This is a genomic window from Streptomyces sp. NBC_00154, assembly GCF_026342835.1.
GTDB lineage: Bacteria > Actinomycetota > Actinomycetes > Streptomycetales > Streptomycetaceae > Streptomyces.
The window spans coordinates 7,522,759-7,542,016 of the sequence record NZ_JAPEMI010000001.1; the positions used below are offsets into that span (position 1 = coordinate 7,522,759).

18 protein-coding genes and 2 pseudogenes are annotated in these 19,258 nt (G+C 68.5%); 13 read left to right on the forward strand and 7 right to left on the reverse strand.

The genetic code is table 11. The features are described from left to right. Positions 1-244: 244 nt before the first annotated feature. Entirely contained in the window at positions 245-901 is a 657-nt protein-coding gene (locus OHA03_RS33770; RefSeq protein WP_267007474.1) for a TetR/AcrR family transcriptional regulator, read from the reverse strand. 80 nt (positions 902-981) lie between these two features. Between OHA03_RS33770 and OHA03_RS33775 the strand changes: the two genes are divergently transcribed. From OHA03_RS33775 to OHA03_RS33795, 5 genes are all read left to right on the forward strand, one after another. Next, complete coding sequence (locus OHA03_RS33775; RefSeq protein WP_267007475.1) at positions 982-1,779, forward strand: acetoacetate decarboxylase family protein; 798 nt, start codon at positions 982-984, stop codon at positions 1,777-1,779. Positions 1,780-1,925: 146 nt separating this feature from the next. Continuing rightward, positions 1,926-2,327: a tautomerase family protein gene (locus OHA03_RS33780; protein ID WP_267007476.1), complete on the forward strand. Its 402-nt coding sequence runs from the start codon at positions 1,926-1,928 to the stop codon at positions 2,325-2,327. Positions 2,328-2,735: 408 nt separating this feature from the next. Next, a complete protein-coding gene (locus OHA03_RS33785) occupies positions 2,736-3,185 on the forward strand; it encodes a spore-associated protein (protein WP_267007477.1) in 450 nt (149 codons plus the stop codon). A 459-nt stretch (positions 3,186-3,644) separates the two neighbouring features. Continuing rightward, positions 3,645-4,583, forward strand: a complete 939-nt coding sequence (locus OHA03_RS33790; protein ID WP_267008254.1) for a L,D-transpeptidase — start codon at positions 3,645-3,647, stop codon at positions 4,581-4,583. A 187-nt stretch (positions 4,584-4,770) separates the two neighbouring features. Further along, positions 4,771-5,355, forward strand: a complete 585-nt coding sequence (locus OHA03_RS33795) for a hypothetical protein (protein ID WP_267007478.1) — start codon at positions 4,771-4,773, stop codon at positions 5,353-5,355. A 314-nt stretch (positions 5,356-5,669) separates the two neighbouring features. Here OHA03_RS33795 and OHA03_RS33800 read toward each other — a convergent pair whose 3' ends face one another. After that, positions 5,670-6,308, reverse strand: coding sequence for a TetR/AcrR family transcriptional regulator (locus OHA03_RS33800; RefSeq protein ID WP_267007479.1), 639 nt, complete (start codon positions 6,306-6,308; stop codon positions 5,670-5,672). Positions 6,309-6,466: 158 nt separating this feature from the next. Here OHA03_RS33800 and OHA03_RS33805 point away from each other — a divergent pair, with 158 nt between their 5' ends. Together OHA03_RS33805 and OHA03_RS33810 are read left to right on the forward strand one after the other, a co-directional pair. After that, positions 6,467-7,204: an SDR family NAD(P)-dependent oxidoreductase gene (locus OHA03_RS33805; protein ID WP_267007480.1), complete on the forward strand. Its 738-nt coding sequence runs from the start codon at positions 6,467-6,469 to the stop codon at positions 7,202-7,204. Between the two features lie 565 nt (positions 7,205-7,769). Beyond that, on the forward strand, positions 7,770-8,249 hold the full coding sequence (locus OHA03_RS33810) for a lamin tail domain-containing protein (protein ID WP_267007481.1): 480 nt from the start codon (positions 7,770-7,772) through the stop codon (positions 8,247-8,249). 310 nt (positions 8,250-8,559) lie between these two features. Here OHA03_RS33810 and OHA03_RS33815 read toward each other — a convergent pair whose 3' ends face one another. Together OHA03_RS33815 and OHA03_RS33820 are read right to left on the reverse strand one after the other, a co-directional pair. After that, the gene (locus tag OHA03_RS33815) at positions 8,560-9,483 is read right to left on the reverse strand and encodes an RNA polymerase sigma-70 factor (protein ID WP_267007482.1); all 924 of its coding nucleotides are present in this window, start codon (positions 9,481-9,483) and stop codon (positions 8,560-8,562) included. A 177-nt stretch (positions 9,484-9,660) separates the two neighbouring features. Beyond that, the gene (locus OHA03_RS33820) at positions 9,661-10,428 is read right to left on the reverse strand and encodes an SDR family NAD(P)-dependent oxidoreductase (protein ID WP_267007483.1); all 768 of its coding nucleotides are present in this window, start codon (positions 10,426-10,428) and stop codon (positions 9,661-9,663) included. Between the two features lie 193 nt (positions 10,429-10,621). Between OHA03_RS33820 and OHA03_RS33825 the strand changes: the two are divergent. Further along, positions 10,622-10,723: pseudogene (locus OHA03_RS33825) on the forward strand (IS5/IS1182 family transposase); the annotation flags it as partial. Between the two features lie 106 nt (positions 10,724-10,829). Here OHA03_RS33825 and OHA03_RS33830 read toward each other — a convergent pair. Then, a complete protein-coding gene (locus tag OHA03_RS33830) occupies positions 10,830-11,450 on the reverse strand; it encodes a hypothetical protein (protein WP_267007484.1) in 621 nt (206 codons plus the stop codon). A 263-nt stretch (positions 11,451-11,713) separates the two neighbouring features. Between OHA03_RS33830 and OHA03_RS33835 the strand changes: the two genes are divergently transcribed. Further along, the gene (locus OHA03_RS33835) at positions 11,714-11,845 is read left to right on the forward strand and encodes a hypothetical protein (RefSeq protein WP_267007485.1); all 132 of its coding nucleotides are present in this window, start codon (positions 11,714-11,716) and stop codon (positions 11,843-11,845) included. 243 nt (positions 11,846-12,088) lie between these two features. On the opposite strand, the gene OHA03_RS33840 is transcribed toward OHA03_RS33835, so the two are convergent. Further along, on the reverse strand, positions 12,089-14,164 hold the full coding sequence (locus OHA03_RS33840; protein ID WP_267007486.1) for a SpoIIE family protein phosphatase: 2,076 nt from the start codon (positions 14,162-14,164) through the stop codon (positions 12,089-12,091). Positions 14,165-14,407: 243 nt separating this feature from the next. Between OHA03_RS33840 and OHA03_RS48075 the strand changes: the two are divergent. After that, positions 14,408-14,626, forward strand: a pseudogene (locus tag OHA03_RS48075) (Tn3 family transposase); the annotation flags it as partial. Between the two features lie 64 nt (positions 14,627-14,690). Here the strand turns inward: OHA03_RS48075 and OHA03_RS33850 are convergent. Next, entirely contained in the window at positions 14,691-15,281 is a 591-nt protein-coding gene (locus OHA03_RS33850; protein WP_267007488.1) for a TetR/AcrR family transcriptional regulator, read from the reverse strand. A 111-nt stretch (positions 15,282-15,392) separates the two neighbouring features. Between OHA03_RS33850 and OHA03_RS33855 the strand changes: the two genes are divergently transcribed. The 3 genes from OHA03_RS33855 (at position 15,393) to OHA03_RS33865 (ending at position 19,095) form a co-directional block, all read left to right on the forward strand. After that, complete coding sequence (locus OHA03_RS33855) at positions 15,393-16,403, forward strand: NADP-dependent oxidoreductase (protein WP_267008255.1); 1,011 nt, start codon at positions 15,393-15,395, stop codon at positions 16,401-16,403. A gap of 705 nt (positions 16,404-17,108) precedes the next feature. Beyond that, positions 17,109-17,579 (forward strand): VOC family protein, encoded by a 471-nt coding sequence (locus tag OHA03_RS33860; RefSeq protein ID WP_267007489.1) that lies wholly within the window; start codon positions 17,109-17,111, stop codon positions 17,577-17,579. 76 nt (positions 17,580-17,655) lie between these two features. After that, positions 17,656-19,095 carry an NAD(P)/FAD-dependent oxidoreductase gene (locus OHA03_RS33865; RefSeq protein ID WP_267007490.1) on the forward strand — a complete coding sequence of 480 codons (1,440 nt, stop codon included), beginning with the start codon at positions 17,656-17,658 and terminating at the stop codon, positions 19,093-19,095. The last annotated feature ends 163 nt before the right edge of the window (positions 19,096-19,258 follow it).

The following is a 19,258-nucleotide window of genomic DNA, read 5'->3' on the forward strand; positions in this document are numbered from 1 at the left end:
GCCCACACCGCAGCACCTGACGTTCCCGGACTCCCTGGAGTGGACTGGGCAAGGTACACCGGGGACGAGAGCCCAACGGTCACCTGCTCCCCTCACGGTGCGGGGCTGCGACGCACTCTTCTTGCGCATGCCGCACGTGAGGGAAGAGGAGCCGGGCCTCGACGGTCCCACTGAGGCATCGGCGGACCGAAGCCCGCGGCGGTGGATCGCCCATCCGATCGCAGCTCGAGCGCAGTCGCCCGGTTCACGGGTCCATGACTGGACGCACTTCCGCTTCTCGGTGAGGGAGCAGCGGGGGAGTGTTGGTGACGAGTCGGACAAGGTGTTCGGCGAGGTCGGCGTCGAGGGGGGAGCCGGTCATGAGTCGTCGGTAGAGGATGGTGCCGGCCCAAATGTCCTGAACGAGGTCGGTGTCGAGGTCGTGGGGCAGGTCGCCGCGTTGGATTCCGCGGCGCAGTGCTGCGGCGATGTTCTCGCGTTTGCGGGACAGGAAAGCCTCCCGGAACCGAGCCATGAGTTCGGGGTGGGGGAGAAGGCCGCCGGCCAGTGCGGGCAGCGAGGCGGCCATGTCCTCGTTGGCGTAGTTGTCGATGGTCATGTCGACGGCGTGGCGCAGTTCGGCGTGGGTGTCGCCCTCATCGGGGATCTCCTCGGCGCGGAAGATCTCGGCGAGCGCGTCGGCGACGAGCGCCTCCTTACTGGGCCACCAGCGGTAGATGGTCGATTTGCCGACGCCCGCGGCCGCCGCGACGGCTTCGATGGTCAGCGCCGGGTACCCCTGTCCCGACAGGACACCCCGTGTCGCGTCGAGGATCTTTGAAGCAGAACGCGGCCCGCCGGCCACCGAACCTGAGGAGAAGACGAGTGCCATGAGCAGAACGATACGTATCGTTTCACTCATGGGTCAAGGCGTGCTACCGTCGCGTTCATCGATGAAACGATACGTATCGTTTCGGTCTGTCTCTTCCCGAAGGACGTGGCATGAAGGGTTACACCGTCCCACTGTCTCCCCGTGGCATCGCGAACCTGGCGCCCGCCCCGCCGTGGCACTACGCCGGCACCGTGGTGGGCGTGGAGTTCTTCACCGACCCGGCCGCCGCCGCGGCGACTCTGCCCGAGGGTCTGACCCCCGACCCGGAGTCCGCCGGCCGCGGCGTCGCGATGTTCATCGACTGGCAGTACTCCTCCACCGGCCTGGAGTACCTGGACCCCGCACGCTCGCAGTACCGGGAGTTCTTGATCACCCTGGACGCCCGCTACAACGACACCCCCGTGGCGTGGTGCCCCTATATCTACGTCGACAACGACTCCGCCATGGCCCGTGGCTGGGTCCAGGGCTTCCCCAAGAAGCTCGGCGCCGTCCACCAGACCCGCGCCTACTCCGTCGGCGGCCCCGGCACCCCGGTCCTCGGTCCAGGCGGACAGTTCGGCGCCACCGCCTCCGCGGCCGGACAGCGCATCGCCGAAGCCAAGATCACCCTGGAACAGCCGGTCCCTGACCCCACCGCGCTGATGAACCGTCCCGTGATCAACCTCCGCCACTTCCCCCGCCTGGCCGCCGGACAGCACGACAAGCCCGCCGTCCACGAACTGGTCATGTCCGTCCTGGACAACACCGCCATCAGCGACGCCTGGGTCGGCACCGCCGACCTCGCCTTCCTCCCCGCCCACGGCGAAGAACTTGCCGACCTGCCCATCCAGCGCACCGGCAAGGGATTCCACTTCGACCTCGCCTACACCGTCACCGACCTCAAGTCCCTCGCCGACCACAGCAACTGACCACCCCACACGCCACGAGGGCCCCGCCGCCGGCCCTCACCCCGGGGTCCCTCCTGCACCACGAACCATCCCCAACGCAGCCGTGCCCCCGATGCCTTGGGGGGCACGCCCACAGCTCTCACAGCTCCCACAGCTCAGGATTCGACATGCCCATCTACACCTGCACCACCGCCCAGGGAACGCTGAGAGCCGGCGCCAAGGGCGACCTGGCCGCCGAGATCACCCGGATCCACGCCGAGGTCAATCACGTCCCGCCCGCCTACGTCAACGTGGTCTTCTCCGAACTGCCCCAGGACAGCGTCTACGTCGGTGGAGAACCCGGGGCGCCGCTCCTGATCGGCGGCTGGGCACGCCGGGGCCACCCGCAGGAGGAGACGACTCGCCTGGCACTCGAGCTGTCGGCGGCCGCTTCCCGCATCACCGGGATACCCGAACGCCGCATCCTGGTAGTGATCCAGGACAGTCCCGCGCGTTCCGCGGTCGAAGCCGGCCACGTCCTGCCCGACCCGGGGCAGGAGAAGGAATGGCTGAGACAGCACGAGGCGTAAAGCCGCGGCCGGGACGACAGCCCGTGGGTCCTTATCCGACGTAGCGTCGCCACCCGGCGGCCGGGGGACCAGAGGAACGATTCCGCGGTACCGAAACTCGATCCACTACCACCGGCAACCGCTTCCGGACGGCGGTCATGTCCCAGTTTCGGCGAGCTGCCAGGCAGTCTGCCCAGCTGTCGTTGCCGAAGACCGGATGCCGGCCGCGGTGGCCGTGATCGCTGTCGTACCGACCCTGATGGCGTGCGCGTTCGGGGCGTTTCTCGTCCACGCGTACCAGGGGCTGCGGGAGCGGCTGGGGCCATAGGTTCACCCGGCATCTCTGTGTGCAGCCGGCACAACCATCCTTGCCGCTCGGGGGTCACATCAAGTGGGAGCAAACCGCTCTCGGAGACGCAAGGGGGAAATATGGGAAGCGTGCGTAATATCACGGCTGTTGGGGCGTTAACCACACTGGTGGTGGGCGCCACGGCCGTGTTCGGCACGACCGCCTCTGCCGCACCCAACGTCACACCGCAGGGCGTCTGCGGCAGTGCCTACAAGACCGTGAACTCGGTGCCCGTCGGCTCGCTGGGCACCGTCTATCTGACGTACAACGCCTCGAACGGCAAGAACTGCGTCGCGACCATCCGCGCCAACCCGGGCACGGCCAAGGCCATGTCCACGTACATCTACGTACCCGACACCGACGAGTGGGCCGGGGACTCCGGCTACTACAAGTCGTACGCGGGGCCGGCCTACGTCTACGGCAAGGCCCACTGCGTGAGTTGGGGCGGCAACATCGCCAACGTGTACGTGTCGGTGGAAAACTCCAACTGTGCAGCGCTCAAGGAATACCGGGTCACCGAGATCCGCTGATCCGGTTCATCACCCGGCCGCGAGGTCCCGCGCCGCCGCTACCCGGAATCCGACCGCCATCCCTGATCTTGCGTGGGAATCCCGGCCTTCAGGCCGGGCGGGAAACGCATCCTGAGATTCGGAGCCGCGAAGCGGCGTAGTACGGTGCGATCCTGCTTCGGCAGCGGTCAGGGCTTGGCCGTCATGAAACCCCGTGGGGTCAAGTGAGAAGCCGCCTCGTTTACGAGGGGGAGGAGTCACACTGCTGACGGTTGCCGGGAAGGTATCCATGAGCCGCAGGCGGGGCGGGATCGGTGCGCAGCGAGTCTTGAGACACGCTTTACGCGACGCACGCAACTGCGGTCCACGCCGTTGCCGTCTGACAGGGAGTCGGGCCCGTCAGGGCTGTGGTACGAGAGAGCGGGGCACGTCGTGAGACGGCACAAGGGCGGCATAGGGATCGCACTCGTCACGGGTGTGATGCTGGTGGGCGCGAGTGCCTGCGGCGGGGGCGGCAGTCACAAGGCGAGCGGGGACGACGCAAAGGCGTCGCGCAAGCCGAGCGCGAGTGTCTCGCCGTCACCGACAAAGCCCGCGGGTCCGCCGATGCTGCTGGAGACGATCACGCCACAGACGGGAACCACGGTGGGTGTGGCCATGCCGATCTCGGTGATCTTCACGAACCCGGTCGCGGCCAAGGCGCGGGCCACGGTGGAGAAGCACATGAAGGTGAGCGCCTCGCAGCCGGTGCCCGGCGCCTGGCACTGGTTCGGCGACAAGCGCGCCGACTGGCGGCCGAAGGAGTACTGGCCCTCCGGTACAACGGTGAAGATCGACGCCGACATGAAGGGCGTCAGCAACGGCAACGGGCGTTACGGCGTGCACAGCTACACGCACACCTTCAAGATCGGTGACGACGTGCGCGCGGATGTCTCGGTGACCGGCCACACCATGAAGGTGACCCGGAACGGCAACGTGGTGCGCACCCTGTCGATCAATGCGGGCAGCGCCCAGTATCCGACGTGGAACGGCACGATGGCCGTCATTGACAAGCAGGAGAAGGTCCACATGACCTCCTGCAGCGTCGGTATCAGCTGCGACAAGGGCAACCCCAACTACTACGACCTGACGCTGCCCTGGGACGTCCACCTCACCCAGTCCGGCACATACGTGCACTACTCGACCGGCGACCCGAATCCGGGCAGCGGCAGCGCCCGCGGCTCGCACGGCTGCGTCCACCTGTCCCTGTCGGACGCCAAGTGGTTCTACGGCCAGGTGAAGCAGGGCGATCCCGTCACCATCACCGGCTCGCCCCGTGCCAAGGCGCCGGCCGACAACGGCTACGCCGCCTTCAACCTGGGATGGGACCAGTGGCTCGCGGGCAGCGCCTCCGGGGAGGGGACGACCGCGACGCTGTGACACGCTGCGGTGGCGGCGCCGGTCCACAAGAGCCCCGGAGACGGCCCAGGCGCGCCCCCGGCCGGTGGCCCGCGCGGCCGACCAGGATGCGGGCCATCCGGGCGAGGCGCCGGGCCTGTACGGCATGGTGCCCAGGGCCGTGGCGCCCCGCGGCGGATGCTGATGCCTCCCCCTGCAGGAGAGGCCCGTGAGTGATCCCAGCCCCCGAGTGACCCCGAGGCCGGCATCTCTCGCAGCAGGCGACATTCCCGCTCCCGGGGTCATCGGCATCGGACTCGCCGCGGTGCTGACGTTCGCGCTCGCTCAGGGGTCGTGGCAGTGGTTCGCCACGTTCATCGGGGTGACGCTCCTTGCAGTGATGCTCGCCTTCCAGCGACGGGCGGAGTGGGCGCCGGGCATTGGCTCGGCGTACATGCGCGGCCTGGTCGCGTACGCCCTGGTCGTCGGCCTGTGCGTGGCGATCGCACTTGCGCCCCTGCTGCAGCGCCGGGCCTGGCTGTTCCCGATGCCGGGTACACGCAGCGAGTGCGAGCTGATGGGCAGGTACGAGGCCCTCCAGGTGAAGGCCGCGCTGGGGAACCTGGCCGGCAGTGACGGTGCTGCGCTGGCGTTCGCGCAGGAGGTCCAGGCCCGCAAGGCCGTTGCCGAGTGCCTGGCGGCCACGACAACTCTGTGGCTGCCCCTGTACGGGCTGGGGGTGGCGGTGCTGGTGGGGGCGGCTACGTGGTCGCGTGATCGGGCCCGGGCCCGGCCCGGCTCCGTCGGCTGCTGAGGTTCGGGTGCGAGCCGGTGCGGCCAGTTCGCCGATGCTGCACGGGGCCAGGTTGCCCGGACTGTCCTTCAGGTGTGCCCACACGCCCTCGGCCGGGTTGAGGTCGGGCGTGTACGAGGGGAACGGAAGACCGGTCAGCCGGCTGCGGCCCGCGTACAGCTCGCGCGTCGCGGCGTCGACGCGATACGGCCGAGACCGACTTTCGCAACAGGTCCTGGGCGGGCTGGGGTGACGACGGGGTCGGTCAGTTCGACCACCACTGTTGGGGGCGTTGGGCGTGAGGGCCTGGGGACAGGACTCCGTGGCCTCGTAGGTCAGGTGAGTGCAGAGTCGGTGAGCTCCGGACGCAGGGGCGGCCGGTGTGGCAGTGCGCTCGGGGTGGGGGTGCGCAGCCCGTCGAGGGCCAGTTCGAGGTAGCGGCGCCAGGCTTGCGGCTGCGTAGCGAGCAGGGGCGCTGCTGTCTGGTGGATGCCGCCGAGCAGCAGCACGATGTCCGTTCCGGTGATGTCGCTGCGGATGGCGCCTTGTTCGCGTGCGCGAGCGGTGAGTGCCTCGACGGAGACGCAGAGTTCTGCGATCGCATCCCGCACCTCGGAGTGCTGCAGTGACGGGTGCCCGATCACTTCGCAGAAGGCGCGGTCGGCGGCCAGCGCCTCGACGCCGTGGGTCATGAACTCCCTCAGCGCCGCGGCCGCGTCGTCGGCTTCGAGGGCGCGGCCTGCCGATCCGGCGAGCCGGTCCAGCAGCCGGAGCATGATCGCTGCCAGTAGGTCTTCCTTGGTGGGGAAGTGTCGGAACACGGTGCCTTTGGCGAGGCCTGCGCGCTGGGCGATCTCGCCCATCGAGGCTTCCAGGCCGTGTTCGGCGAAGGCTGCGGCCGCGGCGTCGAGCAGGAGGCGTCGATTGCGCACCATGTCCGCCCGCTGGCCGGGAGTGGTTGTCGCTGCAGTCATCGGTGCCTCCTTCTGTTGTGCACCGTATCACAACATGACCGATGGGTCAGGTTAGCTGCTAGGGTCAACATGACCCACCGGTCATCTTCACCGGTGCCGGCTGCCCAGCACCCCTGGCGGCCCGGGCTTCGAACCACTGACTCCCCGGGAGGGAAAACGTGAGCACCACCCTGGAAGGAAAAGTCGTCCTCGTCACCGGCGCGTCCTCGGGCATCGGCCGGGCCACCGCACTCGCCTTGTCGAAGTCGGGAGCCCGGGTTGCAGTCGGAGCTCGGCGGACCGATCGACTGAAGACCCTGACGGAGGACGCCTTTGGCGAGATTCTCCTTCTCGAACTGGACGTCACCGACCGCCAGTCGGTGAATGATGCGGTCGCGGCAACCGTTGAGCACTTCGGAGCCCTCGACGTCCTCGTGAACAACGCGGGCGTCATGCTCAGCAGCCCGATCCTCGGCGCGGACACCACCGAGTGGACTCGTATGGTCGAGACCAACCTGCTCGGATCGATGTACATGGTCCACGCGGCTCTGCCCCACCTGCTTGAGACCAAGGGCTCGGTGGTGCAGGTCTCCTCGACATCGGGACGGGTGGCATCAGCCACGAGCAGCGTGTACGCGGCTACGAAGTTCGGCATCAACGCCTTCTCCGAGGCGCTACGGCAGGAGGTCACCGCGCAGGGCGTGCGCGTCGTCGTCATCGAGCCTGGATTCGTCGCGACCGAGCTCACCAGCCACATCACGGACCCGGCCATCCAGGCCGCGGCCAAGAGCATGGCCGAGTCGATGCGAACCCTCCAGCCCGAGGACATCGCCGCCGCAGTCGTCTACGCAGTCACCCAGCCCGAACGCGTCGCCGTCAACGAGATCCTGATCCGACCGACCGACCAGACCCGATGAACCTGGGGCGATCCCGCAGCCGGACCGTGCCGCGGCAGGGCTGCGGGCCGCTGCGCCGATGACCTCACATGCCCACGTCTGGCCCCGGAGGCCGCGCCGTTCCCGCTCGCGATTGCCGCACTCCCTGACCGCCCGTCGGCCGTGAGCTGGTCGCGCGCCTGGCCGGGACCCCGGCAAACCGGGCCGCGTCGATCGGGTGTCCGGTCGTGCGATGTGTGTCTGGATTGCACAGTGTTGTGGCTGTTACCGATGGGCGTGCTGCTGGATGGGTGGCTCACAAGGTGGTGCGGCAAGGCGTGCGGGGGAGCTGGAAATGGCTTGCTCCCGGCTGTGGGGCGGGTGCGTGCATCCGGCAGTCGGTGTCAGGGCCACGTCCGGGCGCGGTGTGTGATTCACGCAGTCGATAGTTACGGAAATGTCCGCATTCAGTAACGCGGACCGGTGTTGCTGTCGGCGGTGGGGGAGGTGCCGCAGGCTGTGGGTTCTCGGCCTGAAGGGCCGGGGCCCGCACCGCGCAGCATGGCCCTTGACCAGGTCCTGGGCGCCTTTACTTGAGAGGACGTCAATGTCTGCTTCCCGTACCGTCCGCCGCATTGCCGCTACCGCTCTGGCGGCCGGTTCCGTTGTCGCCGTGGTGGCGATGCCGGCTTCCGCCGACAGCAACCACGGCCACGGGTACGGCCGCCACCAGTCGTACTCCAACGTCGTCCTCGGCGACATCCAGTACGACAGCCCCGGTCGCGACGACTGGTCGAACCAGTCCCTGAACAGGGAGTGGGTGGAGGTCACCAACACCGGCCGCCGCGCGGTCGATCTGGACGGGTGGACGCTCTGGGACCGTGAGGGCAACCTGTACCGCTTCGACGACCTGCGCCTGGCGGGCCGGGCCACGGTCCGTGTCCACACCGGGCGCGGCGATGACACCCGCCGGGACGTCTACCAGGACAGCCGGGACTACATCTGGAGCAACTACGCCGACAAGGCCACCCTGCGCGACGACCACGGCCGCACCGTGGACACCCACTCCTGGGGCTACCGCCGCTGAACCGACCCCGCCACTGATTGCATCTGATCCGGCGTGCCACCACCCGCACAGGGCGGTGGCACGCCGTACGTCAGGGCGGCCCCCGCTGGGATGGCCTCGTGCCGACAATGCATGTGCACACCGGTGCCGGCGCCTGCACCGGACGCGGCAGCCCCCTCGTCCCCGGCGCCGTCGCCCTGGCCGGTGAGCCTGTGCGCTCCTTGAGCCAGGACATCTCCGGGGCAGTGAGCGGACGATGTGGTTCACGCCGACCCGCCGGTGCGGGCCCGGGCCCCGGCAACCCAGCCCTGGAGTGCAGTCGGCTGTTGGGTCAATCCGTGGGCCGGTGTGCCTGGTTCGCCTCGCGGAGAGCCGCCCAGGCGTCTGCTATGGGGCCGACGTGCCCGAGCTTGTCCGGGTTGTTCACCGTGCGGATCATCTGGATCCGCCCGTCGAGTACGTCGAGCGCCCAGGTGCTGAGAACCTGGCCGTCCCGGTCGCGGAGGATCGCACCCGGCTGGCCGTTCACCTGCTGCGGCTCCACGATGCCGGCCCCCCTGATGACCAACGGGACGAACGCCGCGAGCACCCGGACCACGTGCTCGGCACCGAGGATGACGGGCTTGAATTGCGGGGCCTTCCCGCCACTGTCACCGATCATCTGAACGTCGCCGGCCAGCAGCTCGGCCAGCCCGTCGACATCCCCTTCCCGGAAAGCGTCGAAGAACCGTTCGGCGAGCTCCTCGCGCTCCTTCCGGTCGGCTTCGAACCGGGGCCGGCCCGCTTCCATGTGACGGCGCGCCCGCACCGCGAGCTGGTGGCACGCCGCCTGCGACCGTCCCACGGCCGATGCGATCTCCGGGAAGCCGAAGGCGAACACCTCCCGCAGCACGAAGACCGCGCGCTCGAGCGGGGTGAGCCGCTCCAGCAGGAGCAGGGCTGCGATCGACAGTGAGTCCGCCAGCTCCGCCGACCGCGCCGGATCCTCGTACGGGTCGGTCAGCAGCGGTTCGGGGAGCCACGGCCCGACGTACTCCTCCCGCCGGACGCGGGCCGAGCGCAGCACGTCGATCGAGATCCGGGTGACCACGGTCGACAGGAACGCCTTGGCCGACCCGGGCTGGGCGGAGGTGGCCTGGTAGCGCAGCCAGGTCTCCTGGACCGCGTCCTCGGCCTCGCTCACACTGCCCAGGATCCGGTAGGCGATCGAGAACAGCAGCGGCCGCAGCTCCTGGAACTCTTCGGTCTTCGTCACGCCGGCTCCTCCTTGGAACGTGGCCGCCACGAGGGTGGCGCGGCTTTCCGTGGGAGGAGCCGCGCCCCTCGGTCATCAACTACCACTGCCTGTTGTTTCGCCGGCAGAGGGGCCGGCCACGTGGTGATCCGCGAAGGCGCCGTGGCCCGTGAAACACGCCGCTGTTCAGGGCCACCGTCACCAGGGCACCGAGCCGTCCTCGCTGAAGAACCCGGCGGTCGGTCCGTCTGCGCCGAGGGTAGCCAGGCGCACCACGACTGCGGCGCCCTGCGCGACCGTGAGGAAGCCGGTGTGGTTGTTGCTGTCCGTGTCGACGTAGCCGGGGGCGGCTGCGTTGACGAGAAAGCCGTCCTTGCGCAGTTCATTGGCGTACTGCACGGTCAGCGCGGTCAGCGCGCTCTTGGACGGCGAGTACGCCGCAGACGGCAGCAGTGCGGCAAAGGGGCCGTCCGGATCACTGGCGAGGGTCAGCGACGCGGCGTGACTGCTGACGTTCACGACGCGCGGCGCCGGTGACCGCCGCAACAGCGGCAGCATGGCGTTGGTCACCGCGATCACCCCGAAGACGTTGGTCTCGAACACCGCCCGGACCATGTTCAGGCCGATGGTGCTGGGGACCTGATCGTGGGCGTCTTCGGGCGAGACCTGTCCGGAGCCGGTGATGCCGGCGTTGTTGATCAGCACGTCCAGGTGGCCGAAGCGCTCCTCAACCTGCTTCGCGGCCTCGCGGACGGTGGCCTGGTCGGTGACGTCCAAGGTGACCGCGTGCGCGTCGCCGCCTGCCGCGCGCAGCGCCGCCGCTGCCTCCTCGCCGCGCCGGGGGTCTCTGGCGCCGATCAGGACCGTCATGTCCAGCGCGGCGAGTTGCTCGGCAACCCCACGGCCGATCCCCTTGTTCGCCCCGGTAATCAGCGCGACCTTCCGGTGTGTGGTCTCCTCGCTCATGACCAGCTCCTTGTTGTCGAGGTGGGTTCTTCTCAGAACCTGTCTTCGCAACCTGAGACGAGACAGCCCGGCCATCTCTGACATGCGGACAGAAAACAATGTTCTCGGTCGAGATGGTCTGGCCGGCGTCAGGCAGGACGGTCTGCTCGCCTTCGTTCGGATCACTCCGGGACTGATGATCCGGGGGTGCCGGGTGGCTCGGCCGAAGCCGTGGGAAGTCGATGACGAGCTGTGGGCGGTGATCGAGCCGCTGCTGCCCAAGGTCGAGCGTCGGACCCGGCATCCCGGTCACAAGTGGCATCCGGACCGGCTGGTGGCCGACCACCCTCGGCATCACGTGATCAGACCAGCCGTAACGCCGCCGTCTGCCGGGCCGCGCAGAACCGGTTTCGCCCGGCGGTCTACGCCGGGACAAGGACGGTAAGCCACTCCGCTTCACGTGGCCGGTACCCGTAACGATTCCTCAGCCCCGACACGATCGCCGGGACGTGGCCGGCTCCGTAGACGATGGCCACCCGGATCGGCTCGTCGCCGCGCTCCGCGTGGATCTCGCCGAGCGCGTCGAGCAACCGCTGGTCGCGCCGACCGGTCATCGCATGCCCCACAGGATCGTCGGCCATCATCTCCGCCCGCAGTGTCGACGGCAGATCCTCGACCACCAGGTCTTCGTCGAGGAAGGCGCGCGGACCGCGCAGCGCGAACACCAGGCCCATCACGGGAGCCGCGACCATGAGCAGCAAGTACATCCACCGTGGCAGTGTCTTCAGGTCCGCGATCGCCTCCGCCGCGGTCACATCCGGGTTGATGACCTGCACGGCCTCGGGAAGCAGCAGCTCTTCGCTCTGCTCCTGCAGGCCGTTGCGCCGCCGGCGTGGGGCGAACCGGTAAGCAAGCGTGAGGGCACTCACTCCGACCGACTTCCCTCGGATTCCCTCGATGACTATGAGGTCGCATTCCCTGAGCCTGATGCGGACCTGGGAGTAGAACGTCGGCGACGCCACATGCAGCATCGGGAAGATCACGAACTCAAGTGGCGTCCCTGTCCGCCTCATGGTGATCACAGCAGATCGGACGGCATACCCGGTCACCTCGATGATCTGCATGATTCCCCCGTGAACCTCGTCCGGTTTCCCTTCCACCCGTATCAGGACACGAGCCCGCCCAGGGCCGTGGTTCCCTCCGGCGCAAGCTGCTGTCGGACTACGCAGACGCTCCCGCGACACCACCCGGCCGCTGACCACCCTCGGCATCACGTGATCAAACGGCCACACCGCGAAAACGACGGATGCGGTCATCCGAAGGCGTCGACCCGGACGACGACCTGTTCGAGCCTGAGTACGTCGGCGTCGAGTACGACGACGCCTTCTACGAAGTGTTGCGCGACAGCTGCAACGCCTTCGACGAAGACGACGGATGACAGGCGTGCCCCGCGTTGGAGCGCTGCGGCGCGAGATCCCCACACCGGCGGGCGTGTAGAAATGCGGCGAACTCCTTGTTCTCTCCCACGGAGGAGGCGTTCACGCGCGGAACAGTAACGGAGGGAAAGCAAGTTGATCTGGGAGGCGACAGTGCCGACCCGAGCAACGGTTCGGCACACGCCGTCAAGTGAGCGCTGGAGCACTCCAAGAGCTGTCCCCGGCCGGCCGACGTCCGCAGTGAGTCAGGGCCGCGGTCTGGGTCGGGCGATGAGTATGGACACGTCGTCGTGGTCGTCCGGACCACGCAGTGTTTCCAGGAGCCGGTCGCAGGTTTCTTCCAGGGAAAGGTCGTGGCCGTCGAGTACGCGGAGGAGGAGGTCGAGGCGTTCGTCGATGGCGTCGCGGCGTGTTTCGACCAAGCCGTCGGTGTAGAGGACCAGTTGATCGCCGGGGCGCAAGGGCACGGTGGTCGTTTCGAAGGGGACGCCGCCGACCCCGAGGGGTGCACCGGATGGTAGGTCGAGGAGTTCGGGGGGCCCGCCTGCAGGTGTCAGTGCGGGGGGCAGGTGTCCGGCTACGGCGATTCGGCACCGGTCGCTGTGCGGGTCGTATTCGGCGTAGATGCAGGTGGCGATGTAGGGGTCCAGACCGGCGGTGATCTTGTCGAGGCGTTGCAGTACCTGGGCGGGCGGGAGGTCGAGGTCGGCCAGGGTCGCGGTGGCGGTGCGCAGGCGGCCCATCGTGGCGGCCGCATCGATGCCGCTGCCCATCACGTCGCCCACGACTAGCGCGGTCTTGTCCTCCGCGAGGGGGATGACGTCGAACCAGTCGCCACCGACCTCGGTAGAGGTGCCGGCGGGTTGGTAGCGGGTGGCGACCTCCAGATTCTCGGGTGGCGTCGGCTGGGGCAGCAGGCTGCGCTGGAGCGTCACCGCAGTGTTGCGGACGCTTTGGTGCAGGCGCGCGTTGTCGAGGGACACTGCGGTTCGGCTGGCGAGCTCATCGGCCAGGGTGACGTCGTCCGCGTTGAAGGGCAGTTGATTGCGGCCGCGCATCAGTCCCAGGACGCCGAGTGCCCGGCCCTGGGCGGCCAGCGGTATCGCGAGATATGAGTGGATGCCGACACTGGCCAGGACAGCGGCGGCTCCGGCGTCACGGGCGATGCGCGCCAGATCCCACTCGTCCACGCGAGTCACCATGATCGGCTGACCGGTCCGTACGCATTGGGTGGGCAGTCGGTCGGCGTCATAGCTGACCGGTTGGTCGGCCGTGCCGGCGGCGCCGCTCGCCTCGGCGAGGTAGGCGGCCTTCACGGCGAGGGTGCGAAAGAGCGCCGGGCCGCTGTCGGGTGCCGGGGGGCGGCGATCGTCCAGGGCGGAGTCGAGTACGTCTACGACCGCGAGGTCGGCGAGCTCGGGCACTGCGACGTCAGCCAGCTCGCGGGCGGTCTGCTTCATGTCCAAGGTGGTACCGATACGGGCGGAGCCCTCGGCGACCTGGGCCAGGCGCTGCCGGGCCTGGGCCGCCGCTGTGATCGCGCCGTGCCGATCGGTGACATCCACCACCGACGTGGCGACACCAAGAACCTGACCGTTGGGGTCCTCCAACCGGTAGACGGAGACAGACCAGGCATGATCGTTGTCAGGGTCGGCCGGGGTGCGGCCAATGGTGTACTTGTCGACCTGAGGGCGTCCGGTCTCGAGCACCTCTCGGACTGCCGCCTCGGACGCGTCGACACTGACGGAGGGCAGGACCTCGCGGAAGCCCCGGCCGAGGTGGTCCTTGGCAGACAGGCCGTGCATCCGTTCCATCGCCGGATTGACGGCCACATAGCGCAGATCGGTGTCCAGAACCTCCAGCCCGACCGGCGACTGGGCGATCAGCTGCGTGGACAACGCCAAGTCCTGCTCCACCTTGCGCAGCGTCGACGCATCGGTGGCGATACCCAGAGCGTAGAAGTCGCCCTGGTTGTCCGGCAGACGGCTGTAGCGGAATTCCACCAGCCGCGTACTGCCGTCCTTGTTCCGGACGGGAATGAGCCCGGCCCAGCTCTGGCCGGTCTCCATCGTCTGCTCGCACTTACCGGCCACCAGGTCCATGTACGGTTCGTGGACCAACAGTTGAGCCGCGTGCCGGCCCAGCACTTCCTGCGCGGAGTAGCCGAACAGCTTCTCGGCCTGCGGGCCCCACAACACGAACCGTCCGGCCGTATCCAGCGCCACCACCGCCACACCGAGCGTATCCAGCACCCCGCTCGGCAGCTCCAGCCGGAGGTCGGACGAGCCGCTGTCGGCACTGAGAGGTCCCGCTTCACTCATCCCAGGTGCTCCTTCCACCTGCCAGGGCGACACGCCAGCGCAGGCCCTGGAGCTGCAGTGCTGGGATGTTTTTCGTGCCTTTCTGGTGCTTCCATAGTCTCCTGAGACGACCGACGACGCACAGCGCCGGGCGAGGACGTGTAGTCACGGGTGTGAGTAGTTGAGGTGCAGGAAGTAGCGCCGGGATTGATCATGGTCGGTCACCGCAGCAGCCTCCCCGGGCGGGGAGCTTCCGGGAATGACCGCTATCTCGACACTGCCGTCGCCCAGCTCCGCGCCGAGGGCCACGACCTCAAGGACGGGGACGTGGCCCGTCTGTCTCCGCTGTAGGACAGCGACATCAACTTCATGGGTCGCTACCAGTTCGGTTTCGCGGCTGGTGGGCCGGGCGAGGGGCTGCGGCCCCTGCGTGATCCGGACGCGCCCGAGCTGGACGAGGACGACGACGGAGGGCAGGACTGAAACCGTCAGGAGTCGACCCGGGCGTGATGCCGGTGACCTTGACCGTCTTGGCGAACTCACGATTTCAGCTACGGACGCGAGGGCGGCGTTCCCCCTCGGTGCTGCTCGCTGTGCTGGTCAGGATCGCGCTTGCGACAACGTCGAAGAGGTGATCGGCGCGTGGCGCGAGCGAGGGTTGATCGCCGAGCCAGGCGAGCGCCGTTACCAGCGCGAACAAATCGACGCCATCGATGTCGGTCCGCGCCATGCCCGCGGCCTGGGCGCGGGTGAGGAGCCGCGCACCGGCCGCGCGCAGAGTGACGCACGAAGCGTGGAGTGCGGACTCGGTGTCTTCGATGGCGGCTGCCATCAGCACGATCGCGCCCCGATACTCAGTTGTCCACGCGACGCAGTCGCGTAGCCACGAAGCGAGAGCGTCGTCGGGCGAGCTGGACGTTTCGAGGGCGCCTGCCTTAGCGGTCAGCTCGTCGAAGCTCGTGCGGAGCAGGGCATCGAGCAGCGCCTCGCGCGTCGGGAAGTGACGCAGCAGCGTCGCGAGTCCGACATCGGCCCTGCGCGCGATGTCGCGCAGCGACACGTCGACGCCTTGCTCGGTGATGGCGGTGCCCGCTACTGCGAGCAGGTGGTCGCGGTTCTTCCTGGCGTCGGCGCGCATCTGTCCCTCTTGACTATCCGGATCAGTGGTCCATATATTCGGATCAGTGGTCCGCTTATGTGGATCGCTGATCCGAATAAGCCTATCCCGCAGCGCGGGCAGGAGAAAACCATGCCGACACACACGATGAGGGCGGTCCGGCTCCATGAGCACGGCGGCCCAGAAGTTCTGCGTCACGACGAGGTGCCGATTCCCGAGCCGGGGCCGGGTGAGGTGCTCGTTCGCGTGCACGCGGTCGGCGTCAACCCCCCCGACTGGTACCTGCGCGACGGGATGTCCAACCTGCCTGTGGAGGTGAGGCCGAAGTTCAGCCTGCCCGCGATCCCGGGGACGGACCTGTCGGGCGTCGTCGAGGCCGTCGCCGCGGATGTGGACGGCTTCTCCGTCGGTGATGAAGTCTTCGGTCTCCTTCGCTTCCCCGGCTTCGATGGCAGCACCTATGCCGAGTACGTGGCCGCGCCTGCGTCGGATCTCGCACTCAAGCCGGCCGGCATCGATCACGTGCACGCCGCCGGGGCGCCCATGTCCGGGCTCACCGCGTGGCAGTTCCTGATCGAGGTCGGACACGATCACCCCTCGGGCTTCCAGGCGGCGCAGCATCGTCCGGTGCCACTCGACGCCCGCAAGACGGTGCTCATCAACGGCGCCGCGGGCGGCGTGGGGCACTTCGCGCTGCAGCTGGCGAAATGGAAGGGTGCACGTGTCATCGCGGTGGCGTCGGGCGCGCATGAATTGTTCCTGCGCGAGCTCGGCGCCGACGAGTTCATCGACTACACCAAGAGCCGTCCTGAGGAACTCGTGCACGACGTCGACCTCGTTCTCGACGCCGTCGGCGGCCCCGCCAGCAAACGCTTCCTGCGCACGCTCAAGCGCGGCGGCTCCCAGTTCCCCGTGTTCTTCGGCGAATTCGACGAAGAAGAGAACGCGAAGCTGGGCGTGACCGTCACGGGCACCACGGTCCGCTCGAACGGCGCGCAGCTTGCCGAACTGGCACGCCTGCTCGACGCGGGCACGGTCCGCGTCGCGATCGACAGCACGTTTGCGCTCGCGGATGCTCGAGCCGCGCACGAACGCGCTGCCCGAGGGCACATCCAGGGCAAGATCGTGCTCACGGTCGCTTAGGGACGAGCCGTTTCACCGGCGCGTCCGGCGCTCGTCCGCGGGGCACCGGTGGCCATCGAGACGCCGATGCGCAGAGCTTGCGGCGCGTCGTCCGGCGACCGGGCGGCCGCGATGCTCGCTGCGGCGAACCGAGCGGACCCGTGCGGTCGGCTCGGTTCGCCGCAGCGAGATCGCCGAGACGGTCGCACCACGCCTTCGATCTTCGAGCTCCCGCCGACGACCCGCACGTCATCCCCTTTGGGCGCAACGCATCCAACGCCACGACATTCTCGGCGGACTGATCCACGAGTGCCGCGGCACTGCCCGACGAGGACGCACCGGCGAAAGGCGCAGGTCAGCGCCGGTATGGCACTTCTGGCTCCCGGTGCAGATTGTGCCTGTCTGTGGCGTGCCCCGGGGCCCTGCGGCGGAAGAACCCGCCCACTCCGGTATTCCGGACCGCCACCCCACCCACTGATACCTTTGCCGCATCCTCCTATTTCACGTTTTCCTTGCACGCAAGCTAAGCGTCGGATAGGTTTTTTCCATCAGGTTGCACAGCACCGGCCGTCTCCCCGGCCGTCGCAGCTGGCAGACCCGGCCGCCAGGGCAGTACGCACCCCCCAGCCCCGGCCGCCGTGCACCCGTTGAACCAGTGACGCACTGGACGCGTGAACACCGGCCTCAAGAAACCGTGAACACGCCTCAAGAAACAAGGACATCCCCATGGATCTGAAACTCGAAATGATCGTGCTGCCCGTCTCCGACATCGACCGGACCAAGGCCTTCTACGAGGCGCTGGGATTCCGCCTGGACGTCGACTACACAGCCAGTGACGACTTCCGGGTGGTCCACTTCACCCCGCCCGGCTCCGAGTGCTCGATCATCTTCGGCGAGGGAATGACCTCCACCGCCCCCGGCACGATCCAGAGCCTGTACCTCATCGTCACCGACATCGAAGAGGCCCACGCCGAGCTCACCAGCCGCGGCATCGACGTGAGCGAGGTGTTCCACGACGCCGGAGGGCTGTTCCATGGCCACGAGGACGGGGACGTCACCCACCGCGGTCCCGGCCAGGAGCGGCTGGCAGGCCTGCACCCCGAGCGTGCCTCCTACGGCTCCTTCCTCACCTTCAGCGACCCGGACGGCAACGGCTGGGTGCTCCAGGAAGTGACGCAGCGCCTCCCCGGCCGCTGACACCACACCACACCACACCACACCAACCAACCAACCACCCACCTGAGTTGCAGAAGCAGTGATGAATGGAGCAGTAATGAACGAGACCACCCGCACCTACGATGTGATTGTCATCGGCGCTGGGCCGGTCGGTGAGAACGTGGCCGAACGTGCCCGCGCTGCCGGTCTCAGTACCGTGATCGTGGAGCGTGAACTGCTCGGCGGGGAGTGCTCGTTCTGGGCCTGCGACCCCAGCAAGGCGCTGCTGCGCCCGGTGGTGGCGCGCGCCGACGCACGCCGCATACCCGGACTGGGTCAGGCGGTGGCCGGGCCGCTGGACGTCGAGGCGGTTCTCGCGCACCGCGACAAGATGTCCTCGTACTGGAAGGACGAGGACCAGGTCGACTGGCTGGACTCGGTCAACGTCGATCTCATCCGCGGCCACGGCCGCCTCACCGGTCCCAAGCAGGTGGCGGTGCAGACTCCCGACGGTGAGACCGTCGCCCTCACGGCCCGGCATGCGGTGGCCGTCTCCACCGGAACCGGCGCGGCGCTGCCCCCCATCCCGGGCCTGGACACCGTCCGCCCTTGGACCAGCCGTGAGGCGACCAGTGCGGGCAAGGTCCCCGGCCGTCTGGCCGTGGTCGGCGGCGGTGTGGTGGCCGTCGAGATGGCCACCGCCTGGCAGGCGCTCGGTTCCCAGGTGACCATGCTGGTCCTCGAGGACGGGCTGCTGCAGCGGATGGAGCCGTTCGCCGGCGAACTGGTCACCGACGGACTGCGCGAAGCAGGCGTCGACATCCGCTTCAACACCACCGTCACCTCCCTGGCCCGCGAGGGCGGCGAAGACGGCGAGGTGCGGATCACGCTCTCCGACGGCGGGCAGCTGGCCGCGGACGAGATCCTGTTGGCAACCGGCCGCGCCCCGCAGACCCGCGACGTCGGCCTGGAGACCGTCGGTCTCACCCCCGGCGACTGGCTGACCGTCGACGACACCTTCCGCGTCACCGGCGTCGACGGCGGCTGGTTCTACGCCGTCGGCGACGTCAACCGCCGCGCCCTGATGACGCATCAGGGCAAGTACCAGGCCCGGATCGCCGGCGCTGTCATCGGGGCCCGCGCCAACGGGGAACCGGTCGACGACACCCGGTGGGGCGCGCATGTCGCCACCGCTGACCACGTGGCCGTCCCGCAGGTCGTCTTCACCACCCCCGAGGTCGCTTCCGTCGGTCTGACCAGCCGCGAGGCCGAGCAGAGCGGGCGCCGGATCGAGGTGGTGGACTACGACCTCGCACACGTTGCGGGCGCCCACCAGTACGGCGAGGACTACCGCGGCCGGGCCCGCATGCTCATCGACACCGACCGCAACACCGTGGTGGGCGTCACCTTCGCCGGACCCGGCGTCGGGGAACTGGTGCACTCCGCCACCATCGCCGTCGCCGGCGAGGTACCCATCGACCGGCTCTGGCACGCCGTCCCCGCCTTCCCCACCCTCGGCGAAATCTGGCTGCGACTGCTGGAAACCCACCGAGGCTGAGCTTTGACCCCGCCGTTTCATCCGGGGACGGCAGCTGATGGGGCGAAAACGCGAAAGTGCCTTCCTGACCTGGGACGATGAACCTTGCTGAGGGGTTCTGCCGGTCCAGGCGGAGGGCACTTTCCACGTGCAGACCATCGGATTGCGTCCCCGGGGACGCCGA